This is a genomic window from Streptomyces sp. NPDC005374, from assembly GCF_042872225.1.
Taxonomy (GTDB): domain Bacteria; phylum Actinomycetota; class Actinomycetes; order Streptomycetales; family Streptomycetaceae; genus Streptomyces.
The window spans coordinates 118,245-134,975 of record NZ_JBIAKA010000023.1; the positions used below are offsets into that span (position 1 = coordinate 118,245).

Consider the following 16,731-nt stretch of genomic DNA (forward strand, 5'->3'; position numbering starts at 1 on the left):
GCACTACGTAAACGTTCCCCGGCACGTTCGAAGGGAAGACGCTCCGTCCGGGTCTTCCGGTTGCCGGACGTTGACGTGACCGATCTCAAGTGATCATCGGCGCTGCACTGGTCAGGCACTTTTAGGGGCAGAGCTGACCAATCAAGATCACTTGCCCTCGGGCGGCGGGCGTGTTGTCAGTGGCAGGTGCGAGGATGCCTACCGTCAAGGCCGACGAACTTGGGCGCGTGCTTGTCCGCGAACTCGTCCGCGCAGAAGGGACCGCTGACGGCGATGCAGATCCGGCTGACCGTCGTAGACCCACTGGGCCCGCCCGACCGCGCCCGGGGCCGCGCCGCGAGCTGCGACGTGCTGGTCACGGCTCCCGTCGGCACGGCGCTGGCCGCGGTGGCGGCGGCACTCGCCTCCGCGGTCCCGGGGGACGGGGGCACCTCCCGCGCGGGCGAGACCGAGCGCGGCGGAGGCCCGGTCGTGCTGTACGCGGACGGCGAGCGGCTCGACACCCAGCGCGCCACTCTGGGCGAGCCCCCACTGGTCGACGGCGCCGTGCTGTCCCTGGGCGCCCCGGCGGCCCCCGAACCGCATCCCGAGCTCGACGACGCCCCGACCCAGCTCCACGTGGTCGCCGGCCCCGACGCCGGCGGCGTCCACCTGCTGCACGGCGGCCAGATCCACATCGGCCGCTCCGCCGACGCCGACGTCCCGCTGGACGACCCCGACGTCTCCCGCCTGCACTGCGCGGTCACGGTCGCCGCCGACGGCCGCGTCTCGGTCGCCGACCTCACCTCGACGAACGGCACGGTCCTGGACGGCACCCGCGTGGGCACCCGCCCGGTGCGGTTCCCTCCGGGGGCACTTCTGAGGATCGGCGAGTCGGTGCTCCGGCTGGCGCCGAGCGGCGGCCCACGGCTGGAGACGGAGCCCGACGGCGAGGGGCACGTGCGCGTGGCTCCCGGTGAGACCGCGTCCGCGCAGAACGGCGAGGAGCCCGGGGCGCCGGGCGGCACAGGAGACAGCGGCGAGGCCGCCCACGCGCCAGGCGGCGGCCGGGGGCGCCGGGTGTCGGGCGGTGCGGGAAGGACCGGGACCGTAGCAGGCAGGACGGCTGCGGGACGGGCCGCGGGCTCCGGCTCGGTCCCGGTTGCCGGGGCGACCCCGGCATCCGGCTCGCCGAGCGCGAGTGGCGGCCGTGACGGCAGCTCCGTCCCGCCTCTGCCCCCCACCGACCGGACCCACCACACGTACGGCTCGGCCGGCTGGGGCGCCTCCGGCGGGGGGCCCGGGATCGCGGGAGCGCAGGGACACGGCCCCATCGAGCCGCCGGTCGTCGTGCCGGGGCAGGGCGGGGCACCTCGGATCGAGAACCGGGGTGCCGGTGCCGGTCACCGGGACGTGGCCGAAACCGGGCGGGATGCGACGGGGGCGGCCACCGGTGACACCGGCGGCGGACGCACCACAGGTTCTGGCGGGGACACGCACGGCGGCGGTTTCGGGGTGGGCTCCCTCGACGTATCCGGCACACCCGCGACGCCCTCGTCCGCGTCGCCGCCGGTGGGCCACGAAGACGTGCCCTCCGACGCCGGAGCCCCCGACTCCCCCGGAACCGGCGGTCGCAAAGGCACGCCCCTGCGCGGGACCGACGTACCGCAGGGTGCGCGGCGGCGCGGCGGCCTGTCCGCGTGGGCGCGGCGGCTGACCGGCGGGCGGGGGGAGCAGGAGGAGGCCGGGCGCGAGGCGTACGACGAGAAGCCGGCGCCCGTCGCCGCGGCGCCGTCGGCCACCGCCGCCCAGATGCCCGAGGTCTGGCCGGACCCCGCGGCGCTGCTGCTGACAGCGCTGGGTCCGGGCGCCCGCCTGTGGGAGCGCGGGCCGGGGCATCCCGAGGCGCTCACCGTGCGGCTCGGCACCGCCGACCGCGCGGCGCCCGACGGGGCGGGGCTGTTGCCGGCCGTTCCGGTCACCGCGGATCTGCGCGAGGCCGGGGCGCTGGGTCTCGCCGGTCCCCGCGCGCGGCTGGCGGGGCTGGCCCGCGCGGTGGTGGCCCAGCTGGCCGTCCTGCACGCGCCCGAGACCCTGGAGATCGTCCTGATCAGCGCGGACCGCTCCCGCCCCGCGCAGGAGCGCATCGCCGAGTGGTCCTGGCTGGGCTGGCTCCCGCATGTCCGTCCGGGCCACGGCCAGGACTGCCGTCTCCTCCTGGCCCATGACCGTGAACAGGCCGCGGCCCGCACCGACGAACTCCTCCGGCGCCTGGACGACCACCTGACCGATGCGGAGACCTCACCGGCCCGCAGTCCGATCCCGGCAGCCCGTTCGGCCACCTCCCAGGACCGGCCGAAGAGCGTCCGACGCCCCTCCTGGGCCCGGGACGACGCCGAGGACGAGGGTTCGGGCGGTTTCCCGGGGCCGTACACCGTGGTCGTCGTGGACGGCGACCCCGGCGGCGCGGACCTGCGCAAAGCGGTGGCACGGCTGGCGGCGGAGGGTCCCCGAGCCGGTATCCACGTTGTGTGTCTGGCCGAGACGGCCCCTGCCTCCCCGGCGTCCCCGGTGACGGACACGTACGAGGCGGCGTGCACGGCGGCCCCGACGTTCCGTGAGTGCGGCGCGGTCGGGCTGCTCAGCGGGGACGTGGCGACGGCACTGCGGCTGATGCGGGTGGCGCGGGTCGGAGTTCCGGCACGCGCCGACGCGGGTGCCAGCGGGCCGACGCCGACAGGTGCGAGCGAGGACGCCGGGGCATACGGCGGCGAATCGGACACGGAGGCATCGCGCCCCCGCTCCCGCCCCCGTCACCCCGGCTCCGAAACCACCCGTACCGTGTCCCGCCCGACCGGCACCGACCCGGCCCGTCCCGCGACGGCCACCGCCGCCTCCGCCCACGCCCCGGGGACCCACGCCCCCGGGAACCGCGCTTCCGAGACCCGCGCGGACTCCTCCCGCACCGTCACCGAGGCCGGCCACCCCGTCCCCACCCCCGTCGGTCACGGCACGGTCGCCGCCGTGGACGCCGTCTCCGCGGCCTGGGCCGAGCGGTTCGCGCGGGCGCTGGCACCGCTGCGCACCGACGGAACCGCCGGTGGGCGGCACACGCGCGTGTCCTCACCGTTGCCCCGCTCGGCGCGGCTGCTGGACGAGCTGGGGCTGGCCAGGGCCACCCCGCCGTCGTTGATGACGCGCTGGGCGGACGCCGCCGACGACCCGGAGTCGCTGGGCGGACGTGCCTGGGCGGTGCTCGGGGCCGGCCCACGCGGCCCGGTCTGCGCCGACCTCGTGGCCGAGGGCCCGCATCTGCTGATCGAGGGCCCGGCGGGCAGCGGCCGTACGGAACTGCTGCGAGCTGTCGTCGCCTCGCTGGCTGCGGCCGAGCGCCCGGACCGCCTCAGTGTCGTGCTGATGGACGGCCGGGACAGCGTGAGCACGGCCGGTGGCCACGGCGAGGGCCTGCGCGTGTGCACGGACGTGCCGCACGTGACCACCCACCTCACCGCCAACGACCCGGTCCGCATGCGGGAGTTCGCCCAGGCCCTGAGCGCCGAGCTGAAGCGGCGCGCGGAGCTGCTCGGCCGCTCCGACTTCGCGGAGTGGCACACCGGCCGGGAGCTGTCGGGCCGTCTGGTCGCCCAGCGCTCGGCGGCCCCCCGGGGCGCGGCCGGCACCACGCGCGCCTCCGGCGACCCGGCCACCGGCGACCTCGACTCCCCGCCCAGCTCCACGATCCGGCTGCGCCCCGCGGCGGCCCGCCGCCAGACGGAGGCGGCACCCCCGCTCCCCCGTCTGGTGGTGATCGTGGACGACCTGGACGCCCTGGTCTCGCCGCCCCTCGGCTCCCCCGGAAGGCCGGCCGCCGGATCGGTCATACGCGCGCTGGAGGCGGTGGCCCGCGAGGGTGAGCGTCTGGGCGTCCACCTGGTGGCCGCGACGACCCCGGACGGCCGTACGGCGGATTCGGAACCGGCCCGCCGGGCCACGCTCCGCGTCACCCTGGAGGTCCCGGTCACGGGCCCGGACGAACCGTCCCCCGGCCGCGGCCGTCTGACCTGGTCCGACGGCCGCAGCACCGCCTTCCAGGCGGGCCGGGTCACGGGCCGTATCCCCCGTACGGCGACGCTCCGCCCCACGGTCGTCCCCCTGGAGTGGGAACGCATGGGCGACCCCCCGGCCCGCCGCCCGGTCCGGGAGCTGGGCAACGGCCCGACGGATCTTGCTCTGCTCGCCAGCGCATTGGAACGCGCAGCGAGGGAAGTCGCAGCGACAGAGGTGCCGTCACTGCTCTAACGGCCTGTCGCAGCCGAACCCGGCAGTACCTCTTCAGTCGCGTGCCCCGACGCCCCCGCACTGGTCACGAGGCAGCAACGATCTCCTGCTTGACAGCGGACGCGCACTTGCCGACCCCGTTCTCCGGGCGTAGACCAGTTCGCACGGGACACCCTCAACGTTCGACGAGGAACGAGGAACGGGGACGTGATGCGCAGCACGAGCAGCACAAACCGAAAGCCCAGGGCAGCGAAAACCGCGGCCGCCGCCCTCGCGGCGGCCCTCGCCCTCTCACTCACCGCATGCGGTGGCAGCGACGACAAGGACGGCGACTCGGGCGCGACAGGCGCCAAGGAGACCGGCACCACCGTCACACTCCCCAAGCTGAACGGCGAGAATCTGGAAGTCGCCGCCGTCTGGAGCGGCGAGGAGCAGGCCAACTTCAAGAAGGTCCTCGCGGAGTTCGAGAAGCGCACCGGCGCGAAGGTCTCGTTCGTGCCCGCGCAGGACCCGATCATCAACTTCCTCGGCTCGAAGGTCGCGGGCGGCCAGCCGCCGGACATCGCGATGCTCCCTCAGCCGGGCGCGATCAAGCAGGCCGTGGACAAGAAGTGGGCGAAGCCGCTCGGCACGGAGGCCAAGGCCGAGCTCGCGAAGAACTACTCGCAGGGCTGGCAGGACATCGGCAAGGTCAACGACGAGCAGTACGGCGTCTACTACAAGGCCGCCAACAAGTCCCTGATCTGGTACAACGCCAAGGTCTTCGAGAACGCGGGCGCCGCCGAGCCGAAGACGTGGGACGAGCTGCTCACCACCGCCCAGACGGTCTACGACTCGGGTGTGACCCCGTTCTCCGTCGGTGGCGCCGAGGGCTGGACCCTCACGGACTGGTTCGAGAACATCTACCTCTCCCAGGCGGGCCCGGACAAGTACGACCAGCTGGCCAAGCACGAGATCAAGTGGACGGACCCGTCCGTGAAGAACGCGCTGACCACGCTGGCCCAGGTCTGGGGCAAGAAGGACTACGTGGCGACCGGTGCGCTCCAGACGGACTTCCCGGCCTCGGTGACGCAGACGTTCACCGGCGGCGACCAGCCCAAGGCGGCGATGGTCTACGAGGGCGACTTCGCACAGGTCAACATCCAGACCGCCAAGGCGAAGGTCGGCACCGACGCGAAGGTGTTCCCGTTCCCGAAGGTCGGCGACACCGCTCCCGTGGTCTCCGGCGGCGACGCAGCCGTGATCCTGAAGGACTCCAAGGCGGCACAGGCCCTGGCGACCTTCCTGGCCTCCCCGGACGCGGCGACGATCCAGGCCAAGCTGGGCGGCTATCTCTCGCCGAACAAGAGCGTGGACATCTCGTCGTATCCGAACCCGGTGCAGCAGAAGATCGCCAAGGCGCTGATCGACTCGGGCGACGACTTCCGCTTCGACATGTCCGACCAGGCCCCGCAGGCGTTCGGCGGCACGCCCGGCAAGGGCGAGTGGAAGGCACTGCAGGACTTCCTGACCAACCCGAAGAACATCGCGGGCACGCAGGCCAAGCTGGAGGCCGACGCGGCGGCCGCCTACGGGAACTGACGCGATGACCTCGGCCACCGAGGCAGGGGTCCCACCGACCCCTGCCTCCCCCAAGTCGCGCAAGAGCGTGACCGGCACCCGCAGGACCGTGGCAGTGCTGTTCCTGCTGCCCGCCTTCGTGCTGCTGGGCGCGCTCGTGGTCTACCCGATCGGGTACTCGGTCGTCCGCAGCTTCTACGACCAGTCCGGCGACGGCTTCGCCGGAATCGACAACTACAAGGCGCTGTTCACCGACGACAGCATCCGTACGGCCCTGAAGAACAACATCATCTGGGTGGTGTTCGCGCCGACGATCGCCACCGCGCTCGGTCTGATCTTCGCGGTGCTGACCGAACGGGTGCGCTGGGGAACGGCGTTCAAGCTGGTCGTCTTCATGCCGATGGCGATCTCGATGCTCGCGGCGGGCATCATCTTCCGGCTCGTCTACGACCAGGACCCGGACAAGGGGTTCGCGAACGCGGTGTGGGTGGGCGTGCACGACACGTTCGCGCAGTCCTCGGCGTTCCCGAAGGCCCACCCGGGCCGGGACTCGCCGCTGGTCGCGGAGAAGGGCGGCTTCCTCACCAAGGCAGCGGTCCGCACCGGCGCCACGGTCACGCTCCCCCTGGTGGGTGTCGCCCCGGACCAGATGCCCGGCGACGCGAAGAAGGCCGTGGCGCCCCAGGCGGACCCGGGCAGGATCACCGGCACCACCTGGCAGGACTTCACGCGCGGCAAGGGTGTCGGCACGCTCGGCGGGGTCGACCCGACGGAGCTGGGCTATCCCGGCATGAAGATCGAGGCGGTCAAGGACGGCAAGGTCGTCGAGACGGTCAAGGCCGGCGACGACGGCACGTTCTCGTTCTCGGAGAAGGCCGACGGGGCCCGACTGCGGTTGCCGGCGAGCAACTTCAAGGAGGCCTACAACGGGATCGACTGGCTCGGCCCGTCGCTGGTGACGCCGGCGATCATCGGGTCGTACGTCTGGATGTGGGCCGGTTTCGCGATGGTGCTGATCGCGGCCGGGCTCGCGGGCATCCCCCGCGAACTCCTGGAGGCGGCCCGGGTCGACGGCGCCACCGAGTGGCAGGTCTTCCGCAGGGTCACGGTCCCTCTCCTCGCGCCCGTCCTCGCGGTCGTCACCGTGACCCTGATGATCAACGTCCTGAAGATCTTCGACCTGGTCTTCATCATCCCCCCGGGCTCCTCGCAGGACGACGCGAACGTCCTCGCGCTGGAGCTGTACCGCAAGGGCTTCGCCGAGGACCAGCCGGGCATCGCGAGCGCCATCTCGGTGTTCCTGCTGCTTCTGGTGATCCCGGTGATGTGGTTCAACATTCGTCGGCTCAGGCGGGAGGTACGGCGATGACCACCGAGGCTCAGAGGCTTCCCGACGCGGCACCGGCCGACGGGGTGAAGGCGAGGCAGTCGCTCGGCTCACGGCTCGTGGAGCGGGTCAGCGGCGGCCTGATCAGCGTGTTCCTCGTCATCGTCGCCCTGTTCTGGCTGGTGCCGACGATCGGGCTGCTGATCTCATCGCTGCGCACCCCGGGCGACCTGTCGGCGAGCGGCTGGTGGCAGGTCTTCACCAAGCCCTCCCAGCTCACCTTCGACAGCTACGACAAGCTGCTCCAGAACAGCGACATCACCGGCTCCATCGTCAACACCGTGCTGATCACGGTCCCGGCCACGGTCCTGGTGATCGTCATCGGCTCGCTCGCGGGCTACGCGTTCGCGTGGATGGAGTTCCCGGGCCGCGACTGGTGGTTCATGGCCGTGGTCGGTCTGCTGGTGGTGCCGGTACAGGTGGCGCTGATCCCGATCGCCGAACTCTTCGGCAAGATCGGCCTGTTCGGCAACATCTTCGGGGTGATCCTCTTCCACACGGGCTTCGGTCTGCCGTTCGCGGTGTTCCTGCTGCGGAACTTCTTCGCGGAGATCCCCCGGGAGCTCCTGGAGGCGGCGCGGCTCGACGGCGCGGGTGAACTGCGCCTGTTCGCACGGGTGGTGATGCCGCTCGGCGGGCCCGCGATCGCGAGCCTGGGCATCTTCCAGTTCCTGTGGGTGTGGAACGACATGCTGATCGCCCTGGTGTTCACGAACACCGACAGCCAGCCGATCACGGTCGCCCTGCAGACCCAGATGCGCGCCTTCGCCGACAACGTCGACGTGCTGGCCCCAGGCGCGTTCATCTCCATGGTGATCCCGCTGATCGTGTTCTTCGCGTTCCAGCGGCAGTTCGTGTCCGGCGTGATGGCGGGCGCGGTCAAGTAGCCGGTGGAGCAGCCGATTTGAAGGTGGAGCAGCCGATTGAAGGGGCGGGCCGATACCGGTCCGCCCCTTCCCGTTCGCCCGAATGCCGTACGGACCGTAACCAAGCGCTCTCATGGGGCGTTCCCGGGCAGACCGCCCGCGCCGACCCATGGATGTGCCGTGCCCAGGTTCAGTGTCATCGTCCCCGCGTACAAGGTTCAGGCGTATCTGCCGGCCTGCCTGGAATCGGTGCTGTCACAGTCGTACGAGGATCTGGAGCTGATCGCGGTCGACGACCGCTCCCCGGACGCGTGCGGTGAGATCGCCGACGAGTTCGCGGCCCGCGACCCGCGCGTACGGGCGGTGCACCTGACGCGGAACGAGGGGCTCGGTGCCGCCCGGAACGCGGGCATGGCCGAGGCGACGGGCGACTACCTGGTCCTGCTGAACGGCGACGACACCCTCGCCCCGCACGCGCTGCGGGCGATCGCCGACCGTCTGAAGGAGACGGGCGAGCCGGACGTCCTGGTCCACGGCCACGCGCTCGCCCACTGGTCGGGGGAGATCGCCGACGCCGCCCCGGCGGCCCAACTCACCGAGCAGGGACCGGCCCCGTTCCGCCTGGAGGACCGCCCGGGGCTGCTGCGGGCACCGACGGCGGCCTGGAACAAGGCGTACCGCAGGGAGTTCGTCGAACGCGAGGACTTCCGCTTCCCGCCCGGCCGGCACGCGGACACGCCCTGGACCTACCCGGTCCTGATGACCGCGGAGACGATCGCCACGCTCGACCGGGTCTGCGTCCACCACCGGCAGCACCGCCGGGGCGACCTCCACGACACGGTGGGCCACGGCCACTTCGACGTCTTCGACCAGTACGACAGGGTCTTCGCGTATGTCGACTCGCGCCCCGAACTGGCCTCATGGCGGCCGGTGTTGTTCCACCGCATGGTCGACCGGCTCTGGTCGGTGTTCACCGGGCAGAACGGCCTCCCCCGCGGCGACCGCGCCGAGTTCCTGCGGCGGGCCCGCGACCACTACCGGGCCCATCGCACCCCGGGCCACCCGGTCCCGGCGCGTTCACGGACGCGCCACACGGTGATCCGGCTGGCCCTGCACCGCACCCACCGGCTCACAGAACTGGCCCAGAGGCTCAGCCACCGAGCCACCAGGCCATTCGTCCACCTCGCGAAGTCCCTGCACGCGGCGGCTCTCCGGTTCCACTACCGCGTCCAGCTCCGCCTCCCCCTGCGCCAGGACCGTGCCGCCTTCTCCGCGTACGGGGGCCGCGGGCACGGCTGCAACCCCGGTGCGCTGGAGGAGGCGTTCCGGGCCTTCGCCCCGCACATCCGCACCGCATGGATCGCCCGTCCCGAGCACCACCACACGATCCCGACGGCGACCCGCCGGATCCGCCCCGGCACAGCCGCCTACTGGACGGCGCTCGCCCGCTCCAAGTACCTGGTGAACAACACCGGGTTCGACAGCCGCCTGGTCAAGCGCCCCGGCCAGATCCTCGTCCAGACCCAACACGGCACGCCCCTCAAGCACATGGGCCTGGACCTGCGGGAACGCCCGGCGGCGGCACGGGACCTGGGCTTCGCGCAGCTCCTCGCGGACGTCGACAAGTGGGACCACGTCCTGTCCCCCAACCGCCACACCACCCTGACCTGGGAGCGGGTCTACCCCGGCGGCTACACCACGCTCCCCTACGGCCAGCCCCGCAACGACGTGTTCCAGAGGGCGACTTCGGAGGACGTACGGCGGGTGCGCGAGTCCCTCGGCATCCCCGAGGGCACGGTCGCGATCCTGTACGCGCCCACGTACCGCGACTACCGCCGCACCCAGCACGCCCCGCTCGACCTGGACCGCCTGCTGCGCCGCCTCGGCCCCCGCTTCGTGGTGCTGGCCCGCGCCCACCAACGGCACGGCGGCCCGCTCGCCTCCCCCGCGCCGGCCCGGGTCATCGACGTCACGGATCACCCGAGCGTCGAGTCCCTGTGTCTCGCCTCGGACGCGCTGGTCACCGACTACTCGTCCCTGATGTTCGACTACGCGGGCCTGGACCGGCCGATCGTGATCCACGCCGACGACTGGGAGGCGTACGAGGCGGCTCGCGGGACCTACTTCGACCTGCGGTCCTTCGCGCCGGGGGCGGTCGCGCGCAGCGAGGACGAGCTGATCGACATCTTCGCCACCGGCCACTGGCGCGGCTCCCGCTCCACCCAGTTGCGCTCCGCGTTCCGCGAGCGCTTCTGCCCGTACGACGACGGTCGCGCCGCCGAGCGGGTCGTACGCCATGTCGTGCTGGGCGAGACCGGGTTGCCGCCGGTCATCCCGCCGGCGGAGCGACACCCGGTGCCGTCGGCGGTGGCCGCGTCGGACCGTGCGCCGCTGACCAGCGTGCCGCGGCCGGCGGCGGACACGACCGTCACCGAAACCCTCTAGGGGACTTCCGCATGCCGTCCAGCCCGTCCCGCCCCACTCCGACCCGGCCGACGACGTGGCGCCCCGCAGGGCGCCCGCACCTGACCGAGTCGGCTTTCCGGACCTAACGGGATTTCGGACCTACTCGACGACGAGCTCGACCTCGATGTTGCCGCGGGTGGCGTTGGAGTAGGGGCAGACCTGGTGGGCCTGCTCGACGAGCTTGCGGCCGGTCTCCGCGTCCACCGTGTCGGGCAGCTCGACGCGCAGGGCGACCTTGAGGCCGAAGCCCTCGCCCTGCTTGCCTATGCCGACCTCGGCGGTGACGGCGGCGTCACTGACGTCCACCTTGGCCTGACGGCCGACGAGACCGAGAGCGCTGCCGAAACAGGCGGCGTAACCGGCGGCGAACAGCTGCTCCGGGTTGGTGCCCTCTCCGTTGCCGCCCAGCTCCGCCGGCGGGGCCAGCTTCAGGTCGATCTTGCCGTCGTTGGAGACGGCGCGACCGTCACGGCCGTGAGTGGCGGTGGCGACTGCGGTGTAGAGCGCTTCCATGGAAAACCATCCCTCTCGAAGTCTTGTTCCGGCGGCTGTTCGTTCGACCGCCTCACGACCGCAAGTAGAGCACACAATTCAGTTGTGCACAACTAAGTGGTACAAGAGCTATCCTGGAACCATGACCACGCCACCGACCGCCACCGACTGGCTCCGCCTCGACCAACAGATCTGCTTCTCCCTGAACGCCGCCTCCCGCGCCTTCGGCAGCGTGTACCGCGTCGTCCTCAAGGACCTGGGGATCACCTATCCGCAGTACCTCGTGCTGCTGGTGCTCTGGGAGCACGGCGACCTGCCCGTCAAGAAGCTGGGCAAGCACCTGCGGCTCGACTCGGGGACCCTGTCCCCGCTCCTCAAGCGACTGGAGACGGCCGGCCTGGTGCGACGCGAGCGCAGCACCCGCGACGAGCGCTCGGTGGACGTACGGCTCACCGAGGAGGGCGTCGCCCTGCGCGAGCGCGCGGTGCAGGTGCCGCGCCGGATCGTCTCGGCGACCAGCTTCGACGTCGACGAGATCCACCGGCTGCGGACCCGCCTCGACGAGCTCACCACAGCGCTGGACGCCGCGGTGCACGCCGAGCTTCCCGACGGGGACTGACACTCGCACGGGCTGCCGGGCGCGGCCGCCGCGCCTGCCCGCACACGCGTGTGGCGCTCGGCCGGCACGACTCCGGCACCGCGCGTGTCCCCGGCTTCACGCGCGGTCACCGCAGGTCCGCCCACGGGGCCCGGCCGCCTGGTTCACTGATACGCGGCCACGGGCCGACAGACGACACGGGTCAACGACGAGGGGACGGCCGTACATGACCTGGCTGATCACCGGCGGCGCCGGCTACATCGGGGCGCACGTCGTGAGGGCGATGACCGCGGCGGGCGAACAGGCGGTCGTGTACGACGACCTGTCCACCGGCATCGCCGAGCGCGTGCCGGCCGACGTGCCGCTGGTGGTGGGCTCCACGCTGGACGCCGAGCGGGTCGCGCACACCCTCGCGGACCACGAGGTCACCGGCGTCGTGCACCTGGCGGCGAAGAAGCAGGTCGGCGAGTCGGTGGACCTGCCGCTGCACTACTACCGGGAGAACGTCGAGGGCCTGCGCGTCCTCCTGGAGGCGGTGACAGCGGCCGGGGTCACCGCCTTCGTCTTCTCGTCCTCCGCGGCCGTGTACGGCATGCCGGACGTCCCGCTGGTGACGGAGGAGACGCCGTGCGCGCCGATGTCCCCGTACGGCGAGACCAAGCTGGCCGGCGAGTGGCTGGTCCGAGCCACAGGCCGCGCCACAGGCCTCGCGACGGCCTCCCTGCGCTACTTCAACGTGGTGGGCACGGCGGCCCCCGAGCTGGCCGACACGGGCGTCTTCAACCTGATCCCGATGGTCTTCGAGAAGCTCACGGCGGACGCGCCTCCGCGCATCTTCGGCGACGACTACCCGACCCCCGACGGCACCTGCGTCCGCGACTACATCCACGTCGCCGACCTCGCCGAGGCCCACGTGGCCGCCGCCCGCACCCTCCAGTCCTCCCGCCTTCGCCGCGACCTCACCGTCAACATCGGCCGCGGCGAAGGCGTCTCCGTCCGCGAGATGATCGACTGCGTCAACGCCCTCACCGGCTACGACCGCCCCCCGACGGTCGCTCCCCGCCGTCCCGGCGACCCAGCCCGCGTCGTGGCCTCGGCCGACCTGGCTGCCACCGAACTGGGCTGGAAGGCCAAGCACGACATCGACGACATGATCACGTCGGCCTGGGAGGGGTGGGTGCGGTTGCATCCGGGGGCGGCTCGGGGGTAGCCGGCGGGGCGGGTCCCGGCCGAAGGTGCCGGGGAGGGGTGCCGGGCGGGGCGTACCGGCTGGGGGCTAGCCTGCGCGGATGGTCGTTCCCGCAGAGCGCGCCCTCGGCGCCGTCATCGGTTCCGCCGTGGGTGACGCGCTGGGCGCCCCCTTCGAGTTCGGGCCCGAGGGCGCCTTCTCGGCGCGGTTCCCCGAGCCGGGGCACGGTGGTGAGATGTGCGGGGGCGGCGGCTGGGACCCGGGTGAGGCGACCGACGACACACAGATGGCGGTCCTGGTCGGCGAGTCCCTGTGGAGTGCGGCGGGCTGGAACTCCCGGACGTCTTCCGGCGGTTCCGGCGCTGGGCGGCAGCGGAGCCGAAGGACATCGGCCTCCAGACGGAGGCCGTCCTGGGCAGCGGCGACCCCTGGGACACCGCGGCCGCTCTCCACTTCCAGGTGAGCCAACGGGCCGCGGGAAACGGCTCCCTGATGCGCACCGCCCCCTCCGCCGTGTACTTCGCCGCACAGGGCCGCGACGCCACCATGGACGCTGCCCGCCGCCTGGCCGCCCTCACCCACGGCGACCGGGCGGCCTGGGAGGGTACGGCCGTCCTCCACGAGCTGATACGCGTCGCTCTGGCTGGAGACGACCCGCTGGACGCCGTACCCGCCGCCCTCACGGCGATCCACCCCGACCACCGACGTCGCTACGCCACCGTCCTGGCCCCCGACTGGCACCCCGACCAGGCCACCGAGTTCAACGGCGCCGTATGGCCCTGCCTGGGCTCCGCGGTCTGGGCCCTGCGCACGACGACCTCCTACGAGACGGCCGTACGCGCCGCGATCGACCTGGGCGGCGACACGGACACGGTGGCAGCGGTGACGGGTGCGCTGGTCGGCGCGGTCCACGGCATCGCCGCCGTCCCCGAACGCTGGACGGCCCCCCTGCACGTACCGCTGCCGGGCTTCGCCGACCGGGTCCTGAGTACGGCAGACTTGGCCACCCTCACGGCTCGCCTGGTCGGCTGACCGCCCAAGGAGTCCAGCGGCAGCCCCTCGAGCCGCGCTCAGCAGGACCGACTCACCGCATGGCCGGGCCTACCTGTGAGGCAGGCCACCTCGGACCTCGGCCGAGTCTGCTGAGGCTCAGAGCGCCTTCAGCGCCTCCGTCGTCGACCTGGCCAGCGCCGCGAGATACCCCTTCGGCAGCTTCGGGCTGCGGATCACGACCGAACGCCAGTACAGCGGGCCCGAGATCAGATCCAGCGCCAGCTCGTCGTTGAAGCCCGCGCGGAGCTCACCGCGCTGCTCCGCCGCGACGATGATCTTGCTGGCGACGCCCTCCTGGCCCTTCTGCAACGCGTTCTGCAGAGCCTCGGCGATCTCGGGGTTGCGGGCCGCCTCGGCCTGGAGATCCGGGATGATCTGCGATGCCACCGGGTGCCGCAGCGCACGGGACGTCACCTCGTACAGCATCCGCAGGTCGTCCTCCAGCGAGCCGGTGTCCGGCACGGGCAGGCCCATCACCGCGATCTCCGAGACGACGTCGAGGACCAGGTGCAGCTTGGAACGCCAGCGGCGATAGACCGCGGTCTTGCCGACGCCCGCGCGGCGCGCGATGCCCTCGATCGACATCCGCGCGTACCCGACGGCCGCGAGCTCCTCGAAGACGGCTGCCCTGATGGCATCCGTCACATCCTCGCGGAGTACGGCGGCTCCTGCCGGGGCACGGCGGCGCGGACGGGTCTGCGGCGCGTCGGCGTTGGTCGTCATGCGGACCAGCATAGGGCGTAGCGACGAAACGGTCCCGTTCCGACGCGAGTCGTCACGACGAAACGGTGTCGCCGCGACGAGTCGCGTGACGACGATACGGTTTCGTTCCGACGGATGTCGTGACGACGATACGGTTACGTTCCAGCGTCATTCGTGACGACGAAACGGTTGCGTTCCAACGCTCACTCGTCCTACGCTCACGTTGCGACGATACGGTCCCGTCCCGACGTAAGAAAACGTGAAGAGTCACGTAAGGAAACATCGGGTGTCGGACACGCCGGCCGCACGCACCTCACCCCCACCCCCGAACCCCCCGAACCCCCCGAACGAAAGCAGCGGATGTGAGCCAGGTCATCGACACACCGCCCCCGACAGCGGCCTCAGCCGGCGACGACCTCGCGGCCCTGGCCGTCCGTCACGGCCTCTCGGTCAGCGGTGCCCGTCCCTCCCTGCCGGAGTACGTCCGCCAGTTGTGGGCCCGGCGTCACTTCATCACCGCGTTCGCCACCGCCAAGCTCACCGCGCAGTACGCCCAGGCGAAGCTGGGCCAGGTCTGGCAGGTCATGACCCCGCTGCTGAACGCGGCGGTGTACTACTTCATCTTCGGCGTGCTGCTGGGCACCAAGAGGAACGTGCCGGACTACGTCCCGTTCCTGGTGACGGGCGTGTTCATCTGGACGTTCACACAGAGTTCGATCATGGCGGGCACCCGCGCGATCGCCGGCAACCTCGGCCTCGTGCGCGCCCTGCACTTCCCGCGGGCCGCGCTGCCGATCTCGTTCGCCCTCCAGCAGCTCCAGCAGCTGCTGTTCTCGATGGCCGCCCTGGTCGTGATCCTGCTCTGCTTCGGCGTCCCGGTCGCCGCGTCCTGGCTGCTGGCGGTGCCGGCACTGGTGCTGCAGTCCGTGTTCAACGCCGGCGTCTCGATGATCATGGCGCGGATGGGCGCCAAGACACCGGACATCGCGCAGCTGATGCCGTTCATCCTGCGCACCTGGATGTACGTCTCCGGCGTGATGTGGAGCATCGACAAGCTGGCCAAGGGCCACCACGACTGGCCGTCCTGGGTGGTGCCCGTCCTCCAGGCCAACCCGGCCGCCGTGTACATCGACCTGATGCGTTACTCCCTGATCGACAGCTTCCACGCGAGCCAGCTGCCGCACCACGTGTGGGCGATCGCGGTGGGCTGGGCGCTGGTCGCCGGCGTCGGCGGGTTCATCTACTTCTGGAAGGCTGAGGAGACGTACGGCCGTGGCTGACATCGCGAACGACCAGATCCCCACCGTCGTCGCCGACGGCGTCGACATCATCTACCGCGTCAACGGCACCGGCGCCGGCAGGGGCTCCGCCACCGCCGCCCTCAACCGCATGATGCGCCGCGGCCAGGCCGAGAAGGCGGCGGGCGTCCGCACGGTGCACGCCGTCAAGAACGTCTCCTTCGTGGCGTACAAGGGCGAGGCGATCGGCCTGATCGGCACCAACGGCTCAGGCAAGTCGACCCTGCTCAAGGCGGTCGCGGGCCTGCTCCCGGTGGAGAACGGCCGGATCTACACGCACGGCCAGCCCTCCCTCCTCGGCGTGAACGCGGCCCTGATGAACGACCTGACCGGCGAGCGCAACGTCTACCTCGGCGGCCTCGCGATGGGCATGTCCCGCGAGCAGGTCAAGGAGCGCTACGAGGAGATCGTCGACTTCTCCGGCATCAACGAGAAGGGTGACTTCATCACCCTCCCGATGCGGACGTACTCCTCGGGCATGGCGGCCCGGCTGCGCTTCTCCATCGCCGCCGCCAAGGACCACGACGTCCTCCTCATCGACGAGGCCCTCGCCACCGGCGACCGTTCCTTCCAGAAGCGCTCCGAGGGACGCATCCGCGAGCTGCGCAAGCACGCCGGCACGGTCTTCCTGGTCAGCCACAGCAACAAGTCGATCCGCGACACCTGCGACCGGGTGCTGTGGCTGGAGCGCGGCGTACTGCGCATGGACGGCCCGACGGACGAGGTCCTGGCGGCCTACGAGGACTTCACGGGCGGCCCGGACAAGGACAGGGCGAAGGCCAAGGCGGCCGCCTGAGCCACGGCCCCTGCTCTACGACGACGAGGGCGCCCGGGACTTCACGGTCCCGGGCGCCCTCGTCGTC

General features: G+C 71.9%; 11 protein-coding genes and 1 pseudogene. 10 read left to right on the top strand and 2 right to left on the bottom strand.

From position 1 onward, the window contains the following. The first annotated feature begins 273 nt into the window (after positions 1-273). From ACFYRX_RS41515 to ACFYRX_RS41535, 5 genes are all read left to right on the top strand, one after another. Positions 274-4,278, top strand: a complete 4,005-nt coding sequence (locus ACFYRX_RS41515; RefSeq protein ID WP_389111960.1) for an FHA domain-containing protein — start codon at positions 274-276, stop codon at positions 4,276-4,278. A gap of 189 nt (positions 4,279-4,467) precedes the next feature. Continuing rightward, the gene (locus ACFYRX_RS41520) at positions 4,468-5,838 is read left to right on the top strand and encodes an ABC transporter substrate-binding protein (RefSeq protein WP_389111904.1); all 1,371 of its coding nucleotides are present in this window, start codon (positions 4,468-4,470) and stop codon (positions 5,836-5,838) included. Positions 5,839-5,842: 4 nt separating this feature from the next. Continuing rightward, on the top strand, positions 5,843-7,186 hold the full coding sequence (locus ACFYRX_RS41525) for a carbohydrate ABC transporter permease (RefSeq protein WP_389111906.1): 1,344 nt from the start codon (positions 5,843-5,845) through the stop codon (positions 7,184-7,186). Next, positions 7,183-8,091: a carbohydrate ABC transporter permease gene (locus tag ACFYRX_RS41530; protein WP_389111908.1), complete on the top strand. Its 909-nt coding sequence runs from the start codon at positions 7,183-7,185 to the stop codon at positions 8,089-8,091. Before ACFYRX_RS41525 ends, ACFYRX_RS41530 begins: the two co-directional genes overlap by 4 nt. Before the next feature lie 159 nt (positions 8,092-8,250). Beyond that, positions 8,251-10,515 (top strand): CDP-glycerol glycerophosphotransferase family protein, encoded by a 2,265-nt coding sequence (locus tag ACFYRX_RS41535; protein ID WP_389111910.1) that lies wholly within the window; start codon positions 8,251-8,253, stop codon positions 10,513-10,515. Between the two features lie 120 nt (positions 10,516-10,635). On the opposite strand, the gene ACFYRX_RS41540 is transcribed toward ACFYRX_RS41535, so the two are convergent. Next, positions 10,636-11,049 (bottom strand): organic hydroperoxide resistance protein, encoded by a 414-nt coding sequence (locus tag ACFYRX_RS41540; protein WP_389111911.1) that lies wholly within the window; start codon positions 11,047-11,049, stop codon positions 10,636-10,638. Between the two features lie 121 nt (positions 11,050-11,170). On the opposite strand from ACFYRX_RS41540, the gene ACFYRX_RS41545 reads away from it, so the two are divergent. The 3 genes and pseudogenes from ACFYRX_RS41545 (at position 11,171) to ACFYRX_RS41555 (ending at position 13,847) form a co-directional block, all read left to right on the top strand. Beyond that, positions 11,171-11,647 carry a MarR family winged helix-turn-helix transcriptional regulator gene (locus ACFYRX_RS41545; protein ID WP_389111913.1) on the top strand — a complete coding sequence of 159 codons (477 nt, stop codon included), beginning with the start codon at positions 11,171-11,173 and terminating at the stop codon, positions 11,645-11,647. A 205-nt stretch (positions 11,648-11,852) separates the two neighbouring features. Then, positions 11,853-12,836, top strand: coding sequence for a UDP-glucose 4-epimerase GalE (gene galE / locus ACFYRX_RS41550; RefSeq protein WP_389111914.1), 984 nt, complete (start codon positions 11,853-11,855; stop codon positions 12,834-12,836). Between the two features lie 79 nt (positions 12,837-12,915). After that, positions 12,916-13,847 (top strand): annotated as a pseudogene (locus ACFYRX_RS41555) (ADP-ribosylglycohydrolase family protein). A gap of 117 nt (positions 13,848-13,964) precedes the next feature. On the opposite strand, the gene ACFYRX_RS41560 reads toward ACFYRX_RS41555, so the two are convergent. After that, entirely contained in the window at positions 13,965-14,603 is a 639-nt protein-coding gene (locus tag ACFYRX_RS41560; protein WP_389111916.1) for a TetR/AcrR family transcriptional regulator, read from the bottom strand. Positions 14,604-14,932: 329 nt separating this feature from the next. Here ACFYRX_RS41560 and ACFYRX_RS41565 point away from each other — a divergent pair, with 329 nt between their 5' ends. Then, on the top strand, positions 14,933-15,850 hold the full coding sequence (locus ACFYRX_RS41565) for an ABC transporter permease (protein ID WP_389111918.1): 918 nt from the start codon (positions 14,933-14,935) through the stop codon (positions 15,848-15,850). Beyond that, a complete protein-coding gene (locus tag ACFYRX_RS41570) occupies positions 15,843-16,664 on the top strand; it encodes an ABC transporter ATP-binding protein (RefSeq protein WP_389111920.1) in 822 nt (273 codons plus the stop codon). The genes ACFYRX_RS41565 and ACFYRX_RS41570 overlap by 8 nt, the downstream gene beginning before the upstream one ends. Positions 16,665-16,731: the final 67 nt, after the last annotated feature.